Genomic DNA, 19,162 nt, shown 5'->3' with positions numbered 1-19,162 from the left:
ATCACCCTCAGTATGAGACGTACACGTCTGTCAGCAGGTCTTCCGGAGCCGGGTAGGCAGCGGCGCGGGCCTTCAATACGGCATCGTTGACCAGGGCTTCTACTTCCTCGTCAATCGCCGCCAGTTCTTCCTGGGTGATATGCTGCTTGACCTTAGCGGTGAAAATCTTCAGCGGATCATGTTGTTCACGCAGGCGTTGCACTTCACCTTCCGCGCGGTATAGCGCGGGATCGCCCTCAAAATGACCATGCCAGCGGAAGGCTTTGGCCTCAATGACGCTTGGGCCACCGCCTTCTCGCGCACGCTTGACCGCCTCTGAGGTTGCCTCATAAACGGCAAAGAAATCGGTGCCATCGACGGTCACTGCCGGCAGGCCGAAGCCAGCGGCGCGCCGGGCGATATCACGCCCACCCACGGCGTAGTCATGGCCGGTCCCTTCGCCGTAACCGTTGTTCTCGAAAATAAAGACGGCTGGAAGCTGGAGCACGACGGCCATATTGATGGCTTCAAAGACCAGGCCCTGATTAGAACCCCCATCGCCCGTAAAAGAGACACCGACGTTGCCGGTTTTTAGCGTTTTTGCCGTTAGCGCGGCGCCGATGGCCAGTGGAGGGGCTCCCCCAACGATAGCGTTCGCCCCCAGCATTCCTTTCGACAGATCGGCAATGTGCATCGAGCCACCCTTACCGCGACATAACCCGCTGTCCTTACCGAATATTTCGGCCATCATGCCGTGAATGTCACAACCTTTAGCAATACAGTGGCCATGTCCACGGTGTGTTGAACCAATGAAATCTGCGCTCGTTAAATTTTCGCAGACCCCCACCGCGATGGCCTCCTCACCGGTATAAAGGTGAATGAAGCCCGGAATATCACCGCTGGTATTTTCCTGATGCAACCGCTCTTCAAAGGTCCTGATCTCCCGCATCTTGCGGTAAGCCTGCAATAACGCCTGTTTGCTGAGCATCGTTAAATTCTCCTCAATAAAGGTCACCCAGGCGGGGCCAACAGACAGGGCGAATAACCCTGGCCACACCCATGCAATGAATCTACGAGCGGTTAGAGAGAGTGCGAAGCCACCTTCATGGGGGGGTAGGTGGGGGTTTTCATGCTTGAGGTCAAACTTTCTAAATTTTGTGTGGCCATAAAGTTTGCCTGCCCCATGTCATCCCGGTGGCTGGCGTACAATTGAAAAAAAACAAAACGAGTAGACACCACGGATGAAGCCATTGGATTTAGAAGGTCGCCAATCACCCTCACTGGTCTCCGGGCCATTGCGGCTGACGCGAGGCTTGCCGTTAATCCTGACCAAATTCGTCCCGCCTCGCTCCTCAATACAATTGCTGGAGCGCCCCCGGCTTCTTCAGCTTCTCAGTCCCGTTCAGCAGTGCCGGCTGGGCGTCGTCTGCGCCGGCGCTGGATTTGGCAAAACCACGCTGTTGGCGCAATGGCATCAGCAGATGGTCGCCCAGGGTGAACGTATCGCCTGGCTGAGCCTCGATGAGGATGATGATGACGTATGGCAGTTTATTCCTTATCTGCTGCAAGCATTGCGTCCACTCTATGCTGACTGGGACGCCGATTTCTGGCGTGACATGGAAGAACAGAAGCTCTCCAGCTCCGAGCAACTGCTGGCCGGGCTCATTAACCAGCTACACTATTGCCCGCATGACGTATACCTGATCATCGACGACTTCCACGTGATTAACGATCGTGGGGTCTATGAAGCCCTGGGGTATTTAATCAAGCATGCGCCTGCCGCCTTGCATCTGATCATTGGCAGCCGTTTCCACCCGAATCTTGCGCTGAGCCAGCTGCAGGCCCAGGACCAACTGGTGGAAATCTATGATCGAGACCTGCAATTTACGCTCGAAGAAACAAAACACTATTTTAGCCGCACGGTTGCGCTACCCCTCAGCAACCACCATGCACAGCGGCTACAGTCCGTGACTGAGGGCTGGATTGCAGGGATGAAGATCGCTTCATTGTCCGCAGAATTACAGCATGATCCCGAGCATCTGTTGCGCAATATGCATGGAGGAACACGGTCTATTGCCCGCTATCTGAAAGAGGTGGTACTGGATCCGCTGCCGGAAGAGGTTCTTGATTTTCTGGTGAAAACGTCCTTCCTCAGTCGGTTAAATGCCGAATTATGCAATGCAGTGACTGGACGTGATGATAGTAAAGCGATGCTGGCATGGATTGAGCGACACAACCTTTTTTTGTCAGCCCTTGACGAACAAGGCTACTGGTTCCGCTACCATCCTCTGTTGCAGGAAAATCTTCGGACCATGCTGCAGCAGAACAACGATATTGATCGCAAACAGCTACATGAATTAGCCAGTCATTGGTTCGTCGAACAGAAGCTGTGGTCTGAGGCGGTACGCCATGCGCTCAGCGCAGGCAAGCCGGTGCATAGCCCCGTACAGGACGGCGCAAGCGCTCAGTCACTGGCGGAAGAAGGGGATATCGATACCCTGATCTCATGGATGCATCATTTACCGCCCAGCACCGATCCTTCGCGCATTGACCTGCAAATTAATCTGGCCTGGGCACTGGCGCATTATTTCCACTTTGATGAGTCGAGGCAGCTGCTTGATAACCTCGATCAGATGGTACTTCATCATCGTGAGGATTTAACTCGCAGCACCTGGTGTAAATTGCGCGTTGTGCGGGCAATTTGCGAAGCCTTTGCGGAAAACATCCCGGAGAGTCTGGCTATTGTTCAGCCGTTGCTGGCCGAAGTGCCCTGCGGCGACACCTGGGTTGATGGTCTGATATGCAATATTCTCAGCTATTGCCATGTTGTTAACCAGCGCTATCACGATGCGCTGGAGGTTCAACAGCATATGCCCTCTCCGGAAAGTCCTTTAGATAATCTGTTTGTCTCGGTTTATCGCGCTTTTATCATTGCCCAGTGCCATCTTTGTCAGGGCGATCTGGGGAAAGCCGGGTGGTACGCAGAGAAAACGTTGCGCCAGGCTGAATGTTATACCGGTACCCAGTCGACCAGTGGCGCGACGCTGGCGCCGCTGCTGGCGGAGATAGCCTATGAATGTCAGAGTGGTGACTCGCCCGATCATCTGTTAGCCGACCGGCTCGAATTCATCGACCGATTCAGTCCACCCGATGCGCTGAGTCGTTGCTATACCTATCTCGCGCGTCAGGCCCTGGATGGTGATATGCCGTATGAGGCCGAGCGATTGCTGGAGCATGCGCAGCGTCTTGCCGTGTCTCGCGGCTGGCAACGGCTCCAGGCCATGATGTTAGCCGAGCAGGTGAGAGTGCGGCTGCAGCGCGGCAATGTCACAGGCGCAGAGCAACTGCAGCGACAGCTTGAACAAATGGCCGCCAGCTTCAGAATGGATGCCGAACACCCCTGTCAACGCGCTATCGTTCTGTATGCATCCCTTAGCCACTGTCGCCTTCTTCTCGCCACAGGCCAGGCGCCGCAAGCCTGTATTCTCCTGGCTGACATGGTCTCTGATCAGGAAAACCGGGGGGGCAGGTTAACCGCAGCGCGTCTGCGTACGCTCTGGTCATTAGCCTTGTGGAACAGCGGCAAAACTGCGGCAGCGCGCACAACATTTCAGCCAGTCGTGCAGCTGGCTGAACAACAGCATCTCAAGGGCCTCTTTCTTGAAGCTGGCGATACCTTGCAACCTTTGCTTATCGGTATGAATGAATCCTCTTCGGCTTGTACAGAGGAAGGGATAGTCCATGAACCCTGGGCCGGCAAGCGCGCGCCTGCAGATGGAACACCGTTTAATAGTGGAAGCCCCGATATTCATGGGGAACTCAGCGAGCGAGAGTTGCAGGTATTACAACTGATCGCTGAAGGTCAGATGAATAAAGAAATTGCTCGCTCCCTCGTTATTTCTGCTGAAACGGTCAAATGGCACATCAAAAATATCTACGCGAAGCTCAAAGTGAATAGTCGCACTCAAGCGATGAGCCGGGCGCTGGAGATGAAATTACTGGATTAACGGTTTGAACAGGGAGGCCTGGGCGCAAAATATTATAAAGACGAGCCACTTTCTTAACGGGGCTATGAGCCACGGATAGACGGGCTTTACGCATAGCGATCTCCTTCGTTGGCAGATTGATTATGCCGGATGAATTCTAAATATGAATGGCACGATTATGCGGGATACTTACATGAAAGCTGACATAAAGAAGCCCGACTGGTAAGAACGGGCTTTTTTTTGGCACTCTGGCCTGAATGGAACATCCTACATTAGACGTTAACATCTTACATCTAATTAGTCGAAAATACTAATGCATGCGTAGTTACATTTGATTTGACTATCCATTTACATTTTATCTTTTCACCGTTTGCAGATTAGTCGAGCATCGCCAATAAAATCTGACCACTAAGATTCGGGAGTGTTAGGCTACAGGTCTCAAATCTGAATGACTGCTATATGCAAATACTGGACATTGCTAACATTTATTTGTATCACTACTGTGAGTAGCGAGTCAAATAAAATAAAGTGACCACCGCCCTGAAGGCGAACCCAAACCATTACTCTAAGCTTATATAGTGCTTTTTTTTTAAAAATTTAGCTAAAATTTTATTTTTATCCCATGATATTTAAATAAAGCATCAAAAAAGCACTTTATTTTGTATGAAGCATCGTCGTGATGAAGTTCGACACCTGCAAAACGATAAATATCATAACCTGCCAATTTTAAGCTACGATCAGCTGCAACCAAATCTGCATACTTACTCCTACTCGCCCTACCTGTTTCATCTGAGTAATGTTGAATGCCATCGATTTCGATCACAACCCTACCGCCATCAGGCATTAGCAAAAGAAAATCCATCCGATGATTGAGTAATGCTCCAGCGCCTCTCTCAGATACGGTTTTGGGATCCCAGTGCAGCCAAACTTCTGGTAGCAATGCAGGTAAGTCATAAATTGCTGACCTATATTGTCGAAAGAATTCCTTGAAAAACTTTTTCTGGGGCGGAGACGAATTAGGCAAACTTTGCTGCAATCGTCGATAAAGCGAAATTTTTGCCTCTTCGCTATTCTCTTCACAAATAAAATCTGCCCACCATGCCTGCAGTTCTCGCCAACTCAATCCCTCGGAACTTAATGGACGATCATAGATCAAAACCTCATTGGAGTTTGAAAGAATTTCAATTTCGTTATTAAGAGAGTCACTCAAGCGAATATCGGGTTTGGTGAGAGAGGCAAAAATAATGTTCTTAGGGCGCCCTCGAAATGTCCGCAACGATATCAGGCTAAAAACCGGATAGCCTTCAGCATCAGAGCTATGGATAAGCTCAGCTCCACAGGTTCTTAAAACTTTATTAACGGCCTCAACCTTTGCTAACTGCCTTTCGATACTGATCTGCACGTCCGCAGAGACTAAACCTTCGAGCCACCTACGGAAACGTGGAGCTGATAGTTCGACTATCTGTAGTTTTTCAAATAACCATGCCACGTCACCGTCTTCAGGATTTCGTACAAAATGTCGGTGAATTTCGCCAAGAATCCCTGTCTCATGAATCGAAAACATTTCACTTAAATCCAACGGAAAAACAAACAGATCATTTAATAAACGCTTGAAATTTTCCCAGTGGCCAAATAATTCAAATGGTTGCAGAGCTTCTGCCAGTTCACGACGATGACGCTTGGGTATATCGATGATGGGCTCGTCCGCCCATAGGAGGTCTTGGATATTGTTGCGTATGCTTGGATTGAAAACCTTCTGCGCCAAAAGCGTTCTTGCAAACTCCGGCATATCTGCGTCATCGAGTAAATCAAAGGCTCCATGCAAGCGCTCGCGCTTGGATCCTTCCTCTTTGGGCACAGGTAGACCCAAGTGACGACAGAGATCAGGGATTTTTTCGTTAGTGCAGTGATTTTTCAAGTTTCCCACCACAGGGCGAAGTAATTCTTTTAACGCTAAGATATCCATTGATTTCCCCTTACTTTGCTACACACCTGTTCTCTGTTGACTAATATACCGCTATGCCAATGATGTCATCATCACATTCGAGTAAGACCGGCTACCAAAGTCGGCAGTTCCATGCCATCTTATATGGACAATTTAGGGCCTGTTTTCTCGTATAACCTGGCTTACCGTCTTAGGCGTCAATATATTCACCCTGCGGAGCTCATAGCAGTAAAATCAAAGGGAGTACTATGCCCGCAAACTGTCGATTTCGCCGTCGCATCTCAAAGCGTTAAGCCACGGAGTGCTTAAGAAAGAGGAAAAATGGTTACAATGACTGCTGGACAACCGTACTCAGCTTGGCTCAAAAAAGCTGAACATAGCATAACCACTTCTGACGGCAATGAGATAGAGGTATACGAGCTCGAAATCGATCTTGAAGCAGGGCTTGTACTATCCGCATGGGCCAAACATTTCCGTGAGCATTACTGTCTTGATAGCCAAATTGATCGCCTGCGCAGAGGGACTAACAAATCGCGAGCCGAGTATTTGAGAGACTTGGTGTTTCCTGATGAGTCTGAAGATTTTGGCCCAGCAACGCGCTCCGGTGATTTTGCTGAAATCCTTATCGCGGATCTACTTGAAAGCCATTTTGGTTTTTGGGTTCCACGTACCCGATATGACAACAAAATGGTTCGCAACGAGTCCCCAAAGGGAACAGATGTCTTAGCGTTTAAGTTTGATGGCATAGGCCCATCACGGCCATCTACAAAAGATATCTTGATTTCTTTTGAGTCGAAAGCACAACTCAGTGGTAAGAAAGCAAAGCCTAGATTGCAAGACGCCGTTATCGACTCGATAAAGGATGTGTATCGAATTTCAGAATCCCTTAATGCGATGAAGCGCCGTTTAATTGATCGTCAAGATGAAGAAGGTGCAGATCGGGTAGAACGCTTTCAAGAAGGGTTGGATGTCCCTTATGTACGAATGACAGGGGCGGCGGCTGTTTTTTGTTCAAGTCTTTATGATTCTGTTCACATATCTGAAACTACAGACTGCACTTCGCATGAAAATATTAAAAACCTTATGTTGGTTGTGATACATGCTAAATCGCTTATGAAATTTGTTCACGCTCTCTATTGGAGGGCAGAAAATGAAGCCTAAAAAACGTGCTCGATATGCGGCGGCAGTTACGCTATCAAAAGGAAAAATGTTTGAGTATGGAGTTCCTGAAGGAGACCATATAGAGCTTCCTGATGATCTCGATTTGCAGATGCAGTTTCCATTAGCTGTTGGTACTGTCGGCGACTTTGCGTCCGAAGTGGTGGCTAAGACCATCGGCAATTCGATTGAAGCACAATCCCAAACCCCACTGGATGAGGTTATTTTTTCAGCTCAAGTCCTTCAAGCTTTTGACGATTCCCTGCTTAACAAAGAACTCTCCTTCAATCTTCGCATACTTGCAGCTGCTGGTTTTTATCTTGGCGATGTACCCGGAAATGCTTCAGTCCAATTATCTAAACTGAGCCAACTAGATTTTCCTAAGCACGATACTTTAGCTATAGCAGTTAAAACTGCGATGGATCGGCCTTGGGAGCATACCAACGAGACATTAGAGTCTTCACGTGCAAAAGATATTTTGGATGTTTTGTGCCAACACTTCAGGAATGGCCGGAATGGCCGGCAGAAAGCCTATGATGCAATTAAATCATTGCGCGAATGGGCCTATAGCCATGCGTCTGCACATGACCTACTTATGGCCGATTTGCTCGGAGCGATTAGTGCCACTCGCATCGCTAATTCTGCTTGGACATTACTTCCACGCTATAGCAACCTCCCGCAAGAAAAGTGGGAGACATATTTATCGCGTTCTATGTCAATTAAGGAAATGTGGCCATCTCAGCGCTTGCTAGGAGAGGCTGGATTGTATAGAGGGATATCAGGAGTAGTTCAGATGCCGACGAGCGCCGGGAAATCTAGAGCTACCGAGCTTATTATTAGGTCGGCATTTCTTTCTGCTCGTACGAAATTGGCCTTAGTTATCGCTCCCTTCCGGGCACTATGCCAAGAGATAGCAAACGATCTTGAAAAGGCATTCAAGGATGATGGCTATGACGTCAATCAACCCAGTGACGCGTTGCAACCAGATGTCGAGTTCGATTTTTCTAACTTATCAGATTTTCTCGATTTGGAATATGGAATATTTGACTCAGAGGTCGAATCGAAGCCACAGGTCATTATTCTTACCCCGGAAAAGCTTCTTTACATACTTCGACAAGAGCCAGACATTGTTCAGAAAGCTGGACTGGTAGTTTATGACGAAGGGCATCAGTTTGACACAGGCAGCCGGGGTGTAACTTATGAACTGCTGTTAACATCCATTAAGCGAATGCTACACGAAAATGCCCAGAGCGTGTTGATTTCAGCAGTAATTCAGAATGCTGCTTCTGTTGCTGCATGGCTATTAAATGACGGTTCAAAGGTTGTCTCCAGTAGAGCCTTACAGGCTAGTAGACTCATTGCCTTTGCCAGCCTTCCGAAAGGTAAAGATGGTCAACTTCAGTTCAATGTGGCCTCTGATAGCGATCAGAAATTCTTTGTCCCGCGAGTTATTGTTTCAGAAAAAATGCCTCGATTACCTAAGGAAAGAAAGGATCGTTTTTTCCCTACTCAGGAGAGTGGCTCCATAGCGTTATATCTTAGTTTACGCCTGCTGAAAAATGGTGGGGTTGCTATTTTTACAGGAAGAAAGTCTTCTGCTGCAAAAATTGTTCGTGAGGCCGCCGAAGATATTTTTCGTCGTGGAATTTCACTTGAGCCACCTTCTGCCCATAGTGACCCTGATGAGATTCGTCGCTTTGTTTATCTCTTCGAACGTAATTTTGGTGCTAATGCATATTTGACACAAGCAGCTGCTTTAGGCATTTTTGCTCATCACGGCAACACTCCCCAAGGTGTTCGTCTGGCTATTGAGTATGCTATGAGGCAAAGCCTTATTCGATTGATCATCTGCACCTCGACACTTGCACAGGGTGTTAACCTTCCGATTCGATACCTACTTGTAACAAGCGCAATGCAGGGGCGTGAATCGATCAAAGTACGCGACTTCCATAATCTCATGGGACGCGCTGGACGTGCCGGAATGTACGGTGAGGGTACTGTTATTTTCACTGACCCCCGTCTCTATGACGAGCGTTTCGCAAAGACGTACCGTTGGCAAGAAACGATCAATCTAATCAATCCTGATAGTGCTGAGCCAACTGGAAGTACATTGCTTTCTCTTTTCGATCCTCTGCGAAATGACCTCGGAACAGTTACTCTAAGCTCTTCAAGCTCTGCTGAAGTAGCCACTTACATTGTCAATGACTGGGAAACTCTTTTAAAGTGGGTAGAGAGCGTTCCTATCAATATTCCTAAACAGAACTTTTCGGTCGCTTCACTAATCGAACAACTTAAATCCAAGAAAAAGATAATTGAAGCAATTGAAAGCTTCTTAATGACATATCGTAGTGATGTTCAGCCCGAAACTTTTGTGGACAACTCTCGAGAATTGGTTACTGAAACACTTGCCTACTCGCTTGCCACTGAGGAGCAACAAATACTCCTGACAGATATCTTCGAGTCTGTGGCGCGAAGGATCGAACTTTTTGTTCCAGATACAGCGATCCAGAAGCGTTTCGGGCGGACTTTGTTAGGTATTGATCAAGCATTGGCAATCGAATCATGGGTCACTACAAATGCAAACGCACTCGAGGGAGCAACCTCTGCCGATCACCTGTTTGATGTGCTATGGCCGCTTTTAGTACTCTTATCTAATGAAAAACGGTTGAGTGACACAGTTCCTAATGGGGCACTAAAGACATTAGCATTGGGGTGGCTGGCTGGAGATTCGTTTGCAGCTCTCGTTCAACGGCTTGACAAATTGGGTGCATCCTATCCCTATGGTGCGAACCAAAGAAAATTTGATCTTGATGTGGTTGTAGACCTGTGTGAACAAACATTTGGCTTTGAGTTTGCGCTGTTGCTCGCAGCGGTAAAGGAATCCTTTCTCGCGTTCTCTTCAGAACAGGCGGGTGAGGTTTTTAGAGAATATGTTGATCTTCTTCAGAAGCGATTGAAATATGGACTTCCGAATCAGAGTTGCATTGCCTTTTTTGAAGCGGGATTTGCTGAACGCGTAATTGCCCAGTGTCTTGCAGAAGGAACGACTCAAGGTGCTATTCAAGTTAGTTTTGACGCCCGACACATGATTCGACAAAACCCAGAGAGATTTGAAGTAATGCTACAAGGCTTCCCATCTTATTTTTTTGATGTATTTAAAACAATCACTGCACCTTGATAATATTATCTTCATTGAGACTACCAGAGCCAGGAGCACACAGATTCTTTTAACTTAGAGCAATGGCATATTAACCATTCCCAGCTATCCATTGATTAGGGCCTTCGTCTGTTGCAGAACACTGGAACTTCCTCTCCTCGCTCACAGCAGACCTTTGGCCCAGTGAGCTTGTCCGCTCTGTGCCAGAAACGGAAGTTGGGGTGATAGCCTTCAAAATAGCAAATTAAATCGAAGAGAGAAGAAGGTAATCAATAAATAATACAATAAGTTAGAAACGCTTGAGATTTCTTTTTACTCTTCCAGCACATATACATGCAGTCAGGAGTGGGCTACAGCGCTCATGCCTAACGGCCAGATAGCACAGGGAAGGCATACAGTGGCACCGTATGCCTATCTGTTATCAGCTCCGACCATCGTAGAGTTTGGCGATTTCCGTTGCAGCTTTCTCTATACCCGGATAAACCGTGCTTTCGTTGATGCCGAAGCGGCTGAGCTGCTGCATCAGGCGTTCCTTGTTTCTAATCACCAGTTTTCTGACGTTCAGCGTACTTAGCCCCGTTTCTGGCAGGTCCACGTTTTCGCCAAATAAGAGGAACGCTCCAGCCTGAGACGAAATGCGGGCGTTGCTGAACCGCCCTTTAACTAGAACGATTTTACTCAGATGTGCCGGATCGATAATGTTTTTGAAATAGGACTTCTCATCACGGATCAGATGAAGCAACTGCCCGCACTCTTCGGTGGCATTAAATGCCTGAGTCGCCAAGCTGGTATTCAGGTTGCTTTTGATACGTGATGGAAGCCGGGAAAGATTGGCTATACAACTTACAGTATCGGAGTCGAAAAACTTAATTTCACTTTTGGGTGCCGTCAATATAATGACGTTGCCATCAATTTCATTTCCATCTTTATCTCGTTTGATTTTGGAACACGCGAAATAGAGTGCGATGAGCGGGTTAGTTGAGACGTCAAGCAGGCGGGTGGGTAAGCCGTAATGTTGCATGCGTACAAGCTTATCCAGCATATAGCGGTCATCTCTGAACTCGGCAGGTTGAACCGTCAGCAGCTCGGTAATCATATCCGACTCGTGATATCGGTAGCGATAGTTGCCCTGCGTATTCTTGCGGAACAGCGAAGGTTCTAACTGATAGCTGATGTCGGAGTGACCCCGGTAAAACACCTCTTCATTATTTTCCTGAGGATGATTCAGTATGATTTCCAGATATTCATTGATATCCGAAATTACCTCAAGGTCTTCATTATTGTCAGGTGCTTCGGTTTTAACCGCAGCGGAAGCTTCAGGGGCTTTTACACTGATACCTAATATTTCGAAAAATTCTTTAACGTCTATATCTTTGACTGCCCAGAAATTTCTGTTCAGTCCGAAGCTGCCCAGTTCCAGCTTCTTCACGTATTCTTTTTCACTGGTTAAGAATTTTTTGCCGATAATATCGGTTAAGTCATAGTTAAAAGCGAGAACTTTTTCCCGGTTTATAGTTTTTGCTCTGATGTTACTTATTCTCCCAATGCGGATGTGACTGTAATAACCGCCTGTATTGCCTTCCTCATCAACTTCAAACTCCGGCTCTGTCATAAAGATGACCGGCAGTTCCTGAAGAAACTGATAGGTTTTGCTGGTCAGGGGGAGCAGTTTCTTTCTGAGTGAGTCAGGGGTGGATTCAAAAAGCCGGGAAACTGGAAAAGACTCTTCACCCTTACTGTCAGAGAAGAAACTGTAATAATCGGGATTACCGACCACGATAAGGTTCAACATGTATGTCATCCTTGCATGAATTACGTTGTATTTGCATTATGCCAGAACTGGTGAATTATTAAACATTTCGCGAGCTGTGCCCCGCTGTTACACAGAACGTTGTTAGCAATGTCCGCAGTTCGCTCAAAGCTACCTTCCAGTTTAACTGGGTATTGGTTGCATTTTTGTTAGAGATGTCCAAGTAAAATGCGAATGGGTAGCCAAGTCAATGCAAATTCCCAAATGGACGACTAAACGCGTTTGAATGCCTGTGTATGTTGTTGTAGTAACATCCTTTCAACCTAACCGTGCAGGCCTGACAACGTCCGTAACAAGAAGTAGAAATATTGCTCAAAAGGCAAGATAGGCGGGAGCTAAAAGGTAACACGTGCTGTTAGCATACCCTTGCATTGAGCCACAAACAATCTCACTGTACTTGCCACAATTTTGCCACATCTACAACGCGCAAAATTGCACATTAGTGTTGAACAAAGCAAAACAATGCAATAATAACTTGATGATTTTATTATAAAAGATGGTGCCGATAATAGGAGTCGAACCTACGACCTTCGCAGACTCTAATGAATTATCTACAAAGCCTAGCTAACTGGTTGATTAAACTTAGTTAATTAGACTTTTCACCAGCAACAAAAGGTATATATCAACCCTGAAACTGCCCCGACAAAATATCAGGGGTTTACATGACTTACAAGCGTGACAGATATCTGATTCTCGACCATTGCGGGGTTTACATGGTGCGAATCGTTATACCGTCCTACATGAAGCCTTACTTCAACGGTAAGCGCTACTACATGAAATCCACAGCCACCAAAGATATCAGGCAAGCAAGGCTTTTCAGGGATGCTATAGCGGTAGAGTTCATCAAGCTAAGGGAACAGCTTAAGCCAAAACAACACGGCTCAAAGGTTGAGCAGATAATCAATGAACTACGTGGTATCAGCAACTTTGCAAAGGAATCACCAGTGAATTACGGGGCTAATATCGAGCGCTGTCCTACACTGATACAAATACGTGACCTTTATTTGCTGCAATATAGCGATAAACGCAAACTAACAACGCTTTCAAAGATAACTAAAGCCGTTGAGTTAATTCTTTCTCACATTAAGCAACGTGATTCACAGCTTCAGAATATTAACAGAACGGTAGTAACCGGATGGCTTGACCAACTGAAAAAAGAGAAAGCAACTCAAACGCTACAAAACTATATAAGCGCACTGGCTCAACTATTCGATTTTGCAAAGAATCGCTATCACGATGCGCCTAAAGATAATCCTTTCAGAGGGCATAGGTTAGAGGCCAAAAGTTCACATGATAGCTATGAGCCTTTCCTTATTTCTGAGTTAAGCAAGGTCTTTGAGTTACTCAATGATGAGATGAAACAGGTAACCTTAATCGGCCTTTATTCAGGGATGAGATTGAATGAAATTTGTAGCCTCACCACTGATGATATTGTGACAGAGGAAAACGTAAGGTGTTTACGCATCTCAAAAGGCAAAACAAAGAATGCTGCCCGATTGGTTCCCATTCATCCTTCAATTAACGGACTTATTGACACGCTAATTCAAAACCATACGGATAAGTTTCTTTTCAGACATGCAGCGTTAACAGACAGGGCTGATGGTAAGCGCTCTACATGGCATACACAGCAATTCACCAGAGCAAAGAGAAAGGCTTTAGGCGAGAAGGAAACGGAGAGGAAAGTCTTTCACTCGTTGCGTGGGATGTTCATCACCGAACTTGACCGCCTCAAAGTGCCTGAAGACAGGATAGCGCTTCTTGTAGGTCACGAGAGGGGGAGCACAGAGTCTTTCAAGACTTACAGTCAAGGGGCTTCACTCAAAGAGCTTGCTCAGTACGTGGAAAAGGTCAATTTTGACCTGTAACTTGACCTTCAGCCGTCTATCCTTGTATTGGCGGCTTGATGTCCCAGCCTCAAACGTTCACAGTCAATTTGACGAAAGAATTTTACGTTGCTTTTGCAGTGGAATATCATTTACCAAACATATAATCATATATGGAGACTGAACAATGGATGATGGTTTGAAGGAGTCGGTAACTCTGGCTCTCAAAGAGAGGCTGTCCAACCCGTTATGGGGTTATATATTACTATCATGGATAGGGTTCAACTGGCAGAACATCGCAAAGTTGTTTATGAGCAAGAAAACAGTAGAAGAGCGAATAACCGACATTATATCTCAGGATTGGTTTTATGTTCATTTTCTTGTTGCACCTTTAATACTGGGCGTTTTCCTGGCTATTATATCACCCTATTTGAAACAATGGCTTTCCGCAGCCCATAAACGCGCAGATAAAAAACAACGAGAAGACCTGAAACAAAAAATCATAGATAAATATGATGATGATATTGCTATAGCCGAAAAGAAAGTTGAGGCAAATAAAGCCCAAGAGCTTGCTGAGGAAAAGGAGCATACAAAGGTCATTCAGGAGCAAGAAAAACAGAAAAGAGAAGTTCTCGACACCAAAACAATTGAAGAAAACCTCAAGCAATTGGAAAAGAGAAAATACGAAATTGAATCCGCAATAAAAAAATTAGAAGAGCAAGGGGAAAATAGAAGGCATGAGATTGAATCCTCGATAAAAAATCTAGAAGAGCAGCGAGAGAGTGTACAGAAAGAGACTGACTTCTGGAGGAATAGAGTATTTGAGGTCATAAAATTAGTTAATGGCTTCAATAATGTTTCAGACAGCCGCTCACTGAACAGTATCAAAGATGAGCTTTCCAGCCTATTCAGTGATGAAGAGTTAGAGATTGCTGGCTATGTCGTAGAGTACCAGGAAGAGCGAAATAAAATCCTCATGGAAACCATATCAAATGCCTTATCCCTTGTTAAGGACATCCGTGAGTCGTACAACCAAGAACTTGATTATGGCGTTACCACGAATATCAGCAGACACAAAGAAATGGATTTGCTTATCAATGAGCTTTCATCGACACTGAAAATTATCAACAAAAATGTTTATATGAATAACTCAAAGAAAAACAAGAATATAATTAACAATATCAAAAACAGGGCTGTAATTTCAGGGACAACAGCCGGATGATTAAGGTTGCCGTCAGACTAGACGGCCTTTCTTTTTCATTTTCAAATATTGCATAGCTATGCATTAAAAGCCCGAAATTACTGACCAATTTGAGTGATTATTCATTTATTTAACAGTGATTAACAGTTTTCTCACACCCCATGTTTTCTTCTTCGATGGCTTGCCAGCCCTGACCTCAAGCCATTTTTCTGTTCTTTGATGATTACAGTGAACTTACTGGTAATTTACACACTGTTTCCAGTCTGGTTTAGGTATACCTCAACAAGCACCGATTTACTGAACCAGTTCACCCCAAAAATGATTTATTGAACCATATAAAACAGACTGATATAATTGAACCATCTTAAACAGACTGCTACGGTTAACTATCATGACTTCACGTGTCTATGCTTACCTCAGAGCTTCCACCACTCAGCAAGACGCAACACGCGCCAAAGGTCAGTTGGATGAGTTCGCTACAGCCAACGGTATGACCATTTCAAGCTACTTCACAGAGAATGAATCAGGTGCATCGCTACAGCGTCCTGAGTTGTTCAGACTGCTTGAGATTGCGCAGAAGGGAGATGTTCTCTTAGTGGAGCAGGTAGACCGCCTGTCACGTTTGAGCGGCGAAGACTGGAACAAGTTACGGTCACTGATTAATGAGAAAGGTGTGAGAGTGGTTGCCTTAGACCTGCCAACAAGCCACCAGCTTATTCAGTCAGGTGATGAGTTCACCAGCAGAATGCTTGAGGCGCTAAACGGGATGATGCTGGACATGTTAGCGGCCATTGCCAGAAAAGATTACACAGACCGTAAGAGAAGACAGGCTCAGGGCATTGTAAAGGCCAAATCAGACGGTAAGTACAAAGGCCGTCCAGAGGACACACAGCGTAATGAGAGAATAGCCAAGCTGTTACAGGCTGGTATGTCCTACACTGACGTAATGGAAACGGTGAATTGCTCAAGGGCAACGGTGGCAAAGGTCAGTAAGAGTCTCAAAGAGATGGCTTAATTTGACTTGTGAAGAGTCACGCCCTGCTTTGTGCGGGGCTTTCTCATTGATTTCATTGCAGATATGTTGAGGAATTGCTTGTTAAACGCTACTTTCTCAGGTTCGCCCTCTAAGCAGGTATTCATCTGCTCATCAAATCTTCCAGACCTTCACTGATATGTTCCAGTAATCAATGAAGGCCGAAAATAACGAGTGATGCCCTGATTTTACGGAAAAATTTTCATCAGTAATTTTCTGGCCTCATCCCTTAAATCATCGTTAACACGATTAGACGCAATAATTAGCCTTAGTGCTTCTTCACTTGCCCCTGCGGAAATGATTGCTCTCGCTTTACTGGTGCGGCTCCCACAGCTTTTTTCTGTGTATCCTTCCTGAGTATGCAGCAATTCAATGAGGTCAGCACGTGAAATGGTGGTGTTGGCAAACTTGCTGTAATACGTCACAAAGCACCCCATACCAATAGCTTTAAGGTAGGTGTGTAATTTTTCGTCATCCATTGAGAGGCCCTTAAGAGAATATCTGAGGGAATTGTAACCCCCTGAAAGTCATCTTAACCAGTGGGTAAACTGAGATGAAAGGTTTGATGTCTGGATCCGGCTTATGCTTACCGTTATCCCTGTACCATTGTTTCTGGCATTCAACACAAGCCATGCAGCTTGAGTAATGTTCACTAGCACCATGTCTCTTGCAGATGTGAACAAAGAAACGCTGACCGCGTGCTCTGGCAATCTTTGCAGCAGCAGTTTTTCGGATGGTGAAGTCTTCGTTTCCGGTAAGAAACAAAAATCGGTTTGATGTCTGTACAGTAGGTTTCATTCTTCCAGTCTCCGGTGTGGAAAATCATTCAGCCCACCAGCGATTAACGCTTGATGGGAAGGAACCCTTTTCACCGTGATGGATTGTCTATGGCTTAACAGATGGGAAGGTCTGAAAAGTTGCAATTCACAATATTGCTGTAGGTGAGGTGACTCAACAATTTGGGGGTGTTTAGTCTTCGCTCTTATTGTGAATGTCTGCCATTTGATAAATCTCTTTAGATATGGCCGGACTAGTTGAACTCTCAAGCTACCCCGACTCAACGGGGGCTTAAGCAACGACACCAGATATTCCCACAACTCAAAGAGAACTCATCTCTAACAGGTTGATTATTATATCAAACGCAATGGTTTGATGCAATTGTAACCTGAGCTATTTTAGCGCTTTCTGAGGGCTTATGATGGGCCTTGAGGGAAGAATGTAGGTTGATATTAGGAACGCTTCAGAATGGCATACAGGGGTTCTGATAGGCTATCTGAATAGATTACAAGGCGAAAGCAAGAGCATGACAACGCGAAGCCATGCGAATGTTGAAAGGATAATTCCTTGATTGGTGATTCCACATCTTAACAGTAATCTTTAAAGGTATTGATTAAGTATCTTTGAAGAGATAATAAGATTTTAATGGCTTTTGGCGTAAGCCATTTTCTTATTGTAGTATTCAATTAGTGATAATCAGAAAACTTTAAAGATAATCTATAAAGGTCTTAATGCATTATATCAATCGTAAAAAATCCGTCAATAGCAAAAAGTGCTAAATATGCTTTTCCGCCATACCACCCACCCCGCCAATAATAACCATCCATCAATTTCAGTAATAACAAAATGCTACTGGACAAAAACACAGTTACGTATGATAATAATACAGTAATCCTCATTTATCAAAATCGGTCAACAGGGTCTTAGATAGATGAGAATAGCTAGAAGGTCACTTTCTCAGGTTTTATTATGGGGGGTGACCTTTCCTGTTTCAGGAGTATTAACATGAATGAAGAAAAGAAAGAAATACTTTACTATCGTAGCGGAAAAGACACATCAATTCTACATGCAGTATAAGAGCCTTTCCGAATTAACAGGGATTACACCTCCCTCTGGTTATACCCCACCTCGTATGATGACAAAAACCAGAAGATACGAAGTTATCAAGGCTATCTGTCAGAAACTGAAACCCCTTGACAGAATTTAACAACATGTTAACATTTGTATATTGGATTGATTTCCTGACAAATTAATGGCTTTCCTGTGGCATCCCTTCCTCGGGACAGGTCAGCCAACCCCCTTACACATTCCAGATGACACTACACGGGTTACGTAAAAGACGGCCTGTGTGGTGTATTTTTGCATCTGAATTTCACGAGAGCGTTAATAATGAATAGTCCTACACAGAAACGAATTGAAATCGAATCACATTTCATCCCCAAAATTAAAGCTGCACTGGAAAATATCGAAGATGCAAAGGATATTTACAACGCAGACAGCCTGAATAAAGATACTCTTATTGCTATCAAGACTAAGCAACTAATGTCTCAGCCAGTCGAAGATTATGGATTCAGAATCCGACAGGTTACACACCCAGCGATGGTACAGACCATTATTCAGAACATGATGAATGAGAATTATATTGTGTATGAGATGGGCGCTGGATTTATCAAATTTGTACCCTTACAGCAGTCACCAAAACATAACCCGCTTGCTGAGATTGAAAAGGCATGTAAGAAAGCTGCTGAGAAATTTGTTGATTCCGGAATCACTGAGAAAGCGAATAAGGTAAATAATGCCATCCATGCTCACAATGTATTGGTGAAACAGGCTGAAGAGGCGTTATCGGGAATCAAACCGTTTGAATCCTATCTGTCTGTGATTGTAGCCGATGAGGTGGGTAATGACTAACAAAGTCACTGAAGCCGCTTACAAGGCTCAGATTGCCACTTTACAGGCTCAGTTAATGCAACGTCATACAGTGACTGCCATCGACGCTGTACAGCCTTTCTGTGAAGCTATAGGTATCAATCCCGCTGATTACGTTAAGGCCACCAGCGCTATGAGTAACCAGCATAAAGCGTTCTGTGACGGGATTCTGAAAGCGGCTTCTTCAAAGGTCACCCGCTTGCAGCGTGATGCAACTGTACGAATCCTCGAAGCACAGACAAAACGAAACAAAGCCATAACAGCAGCCTCAGAAGCGGCTGAAGTTGCTCAGTCGATGGGAGGGCTAAATGAATCAACTCTTCAATGAATATGGGGCTTTGTTGAATAAATCAGATTTCGGGTA

The 19,162-nt window shown here is 45.3% G+C and carries 12 protein-coding genes; 8 read left to right on the top strand and 4 right to left on the bottom strand.

The window, feature by feature from the left end; translation table 11 throughout:
* Positions 1-7: 7 nt before the first annotated feature.
* On the bottom strand, positions 8-967 hold the full coding sequence (locus tag HMPREF3096_RS24950) for a thiamine pyrophosphate-dependent dehydrogenase E1 component subunit alpha (protein ID WP_002889884.1): 960 nt from the start codon (positions 965-967) through the stop codon (positions 8-10).
* Between the two features lie 253 nt (positions 968-1,220).
* Here HMPREF3096_RS24950 and HMPREF3096_RS24945 point away from each other — a divergent pair, with 253 nt between their 5' ends.
* On the top strand, positions 1,221-3,986 hold the full coding sequence (locus tag HMPREF3096_RS24945) for a LuxR C-terminal-related transcriptional regulator (protein WP_032729403.1): 2,766 nt from the start codon (positions 1,221-1,223) through the stop codon (positions 3,984-3,986).
* A gap of 580 nt (positions 3,987-4,566) precedes the next feature.
* Here the strand turns inward: HMPREF3096_RS24945 and HMPREF3096_RS24940 are convergent.
* Positions 4,567-5,931 carry an AbiJ-related protein gene (locus HMPREF3096_RS24940; RefSeq protein ID WP_004215715.1) on the bottom strand — a complete coding sequence of 455 codons (1,365 nt, stop codon included), beginning with the start codon at positions 5,929-5,931 and terminating at the stop codon, positions 4,567-4,569.
* Positions 5,932-6,240: 309 nt separating this feature from the next.
* Between HMPREF3096_RS24940 and HMPREF3096_RS24935 the strand changes: the two genes are divergently transcribed.
* Both HMPREF3096_RS24935 and HMPREF3096_RS24930 read left to right on the top strand, forming a co-directional pair.
* The gene (locus HMPREF3096_RS24935) at positions 6,241-7,071 is read left to right on the top strand and encodes a Hachiman antiphage defense system protein HamA (protein ID WP_004215714.1); all 831 of its coding nucleotides are present in this window, start codon (positions 6,241-6,243) and stop codon (positions 7,069-7,071) included.
* Complete coding sequence (locus HMPREF3096_RS24930; protein WP_227538776.1) at positions 7,061-10,246, top strand: DEAD/DEAH box helicase; 3,186 nt, start codon at positions 7,061-7,063, stop codon at positions 10,244-10,246. The genes HMPREF3096_RS24935 and HMPREF3096_RS24930 overlap by 11 nt, the downstream gene beginning before the upstream one ends.
* A 400-nt stretch (positions 10,247-10,646) precedes the next feature.
* On the opposite strand, the gene HMPREF3096_RS24925 is transcribed toward HMPREF3096_RS24930, so the two are convergent.
* Complete coding sequence (locus HMPREF3096_RS24925) at positions 10,647-12,017, bottom strand: FRG domain-containing protein (RefSeq protein WP_032729407.1); 1,371 nt, start codon at positions 12,015-12,017, stop codon at positions 10,647-10,649.
* A 680-nt stretch (positions 12,018-12,697) separates the two neighbouring features.
* Here HMPREF3096_RS24925 and HMPREF3096_RS24920 point away from each other — a divergent pair.
* The 3 genes from HMPREF3096_RS24920 (at position 12,698) to HMPREF3096_RS24910 (ending at position 16,074) form a co-directional block, all read left to right on the top strand.
* A complete protein-coding gene (locus tag HMPREF3096_RS24920) occupies positions 12,698-13,900 on the top strand; it encodes a tyrosine-type recombinase/integrase (RefSeq protein ID WP_070544660.1) in 1,203 nt (400 codons plus the stop codon).
* A 145-nt stretch (positions 13,901-14,045) separates the two neighbouring features.
* Positions 14,046-15,080: an Atg14 domain-containing protein gene (locus HMPREF3096_RS24915; RefSeq protein WP_032414561.1), complete on the top strand. Its 1,035-nt coding sequence runs from the start codon at positions 14,046-14,048 to the stop codon at positions 15,078-15,080.
* Positions 15,081-15,450: 370 nt separating this feature from the next.
* Complete coding sequence (locus tag HMPREF3096_RS24910; protein ID WP_032453057.1) at positions 15,451-16,074, top strand: recombinase family protein; 624 nt, start codon at positions 15,451-15,453, stop codon at positions 16,072-16,074.
* 206 nt (positions 16,075-16,280) lie between these two features.
* Here HMPREF3096_RS24910 and HMPREF3096_RS24905 read toward each other — a convergent pair whose 3' ends face one another.
* The gene (locus HMPREF3096_RS24905; protein ID WP_032453058.1) at positions 16,281-16,571 is read right to left on the bottom strand and encodes a hypothetical protein; all 291 of its coding nucleotides are present in this window, start codon (positions 16,569-16,571) and stop codon (positions 16,281-16,283) included.
* Positions 16,572-18,258: 1,687 nt separating this feature from the next.
* Here HMPREF3096_RS24905 and HMPREF3096_RS24895 point away from each other — a divergent pair.
* Both HMPREF3096_RS24895 and HMPREF3096_RS24890 read left to right on the top strand, forming a co-directional pair.
* Entirely contained in the window at positions 18,259-18,780 is a 522-nt protein-coding gene (locus HMPREF3096_RS24895; RefSeq protein ID WP_032453060.1) for a hypothetical protein, read from the top strand.
* Entirely contained in the window at positions 18,773-19,126 is a 354-nt protein-coding gene (locus HMPREF3096_RS24890; RefSeq protein ID WP_023322119.1) for a hypothetical protein, read from the top strand. The genes HMPREF3096_RS24895 and HMPREF3096_RS24890 overlap by 8 nt, the downstream gene beginning before the upstream one ends.
* Positions 19,127-19,162 lie beyond the last annotated feature (36 nt).

The sequence above is a fragment of the Klebsiella sp. HMSC25G12 genome (assembly GCF_001807705.1).
Lineage (GTDB): Bacteria > Pseudomonadota > Gammaproteobacteria > Enterobacterales > Enterobacteriaceae > Klebsiella > Klebsiella variicola.
The sequence above is the reverse complement of the archived record's forward strand: the minus strand, read 5'-3'. Positions and strand labels throughout refer to the sequence as shown.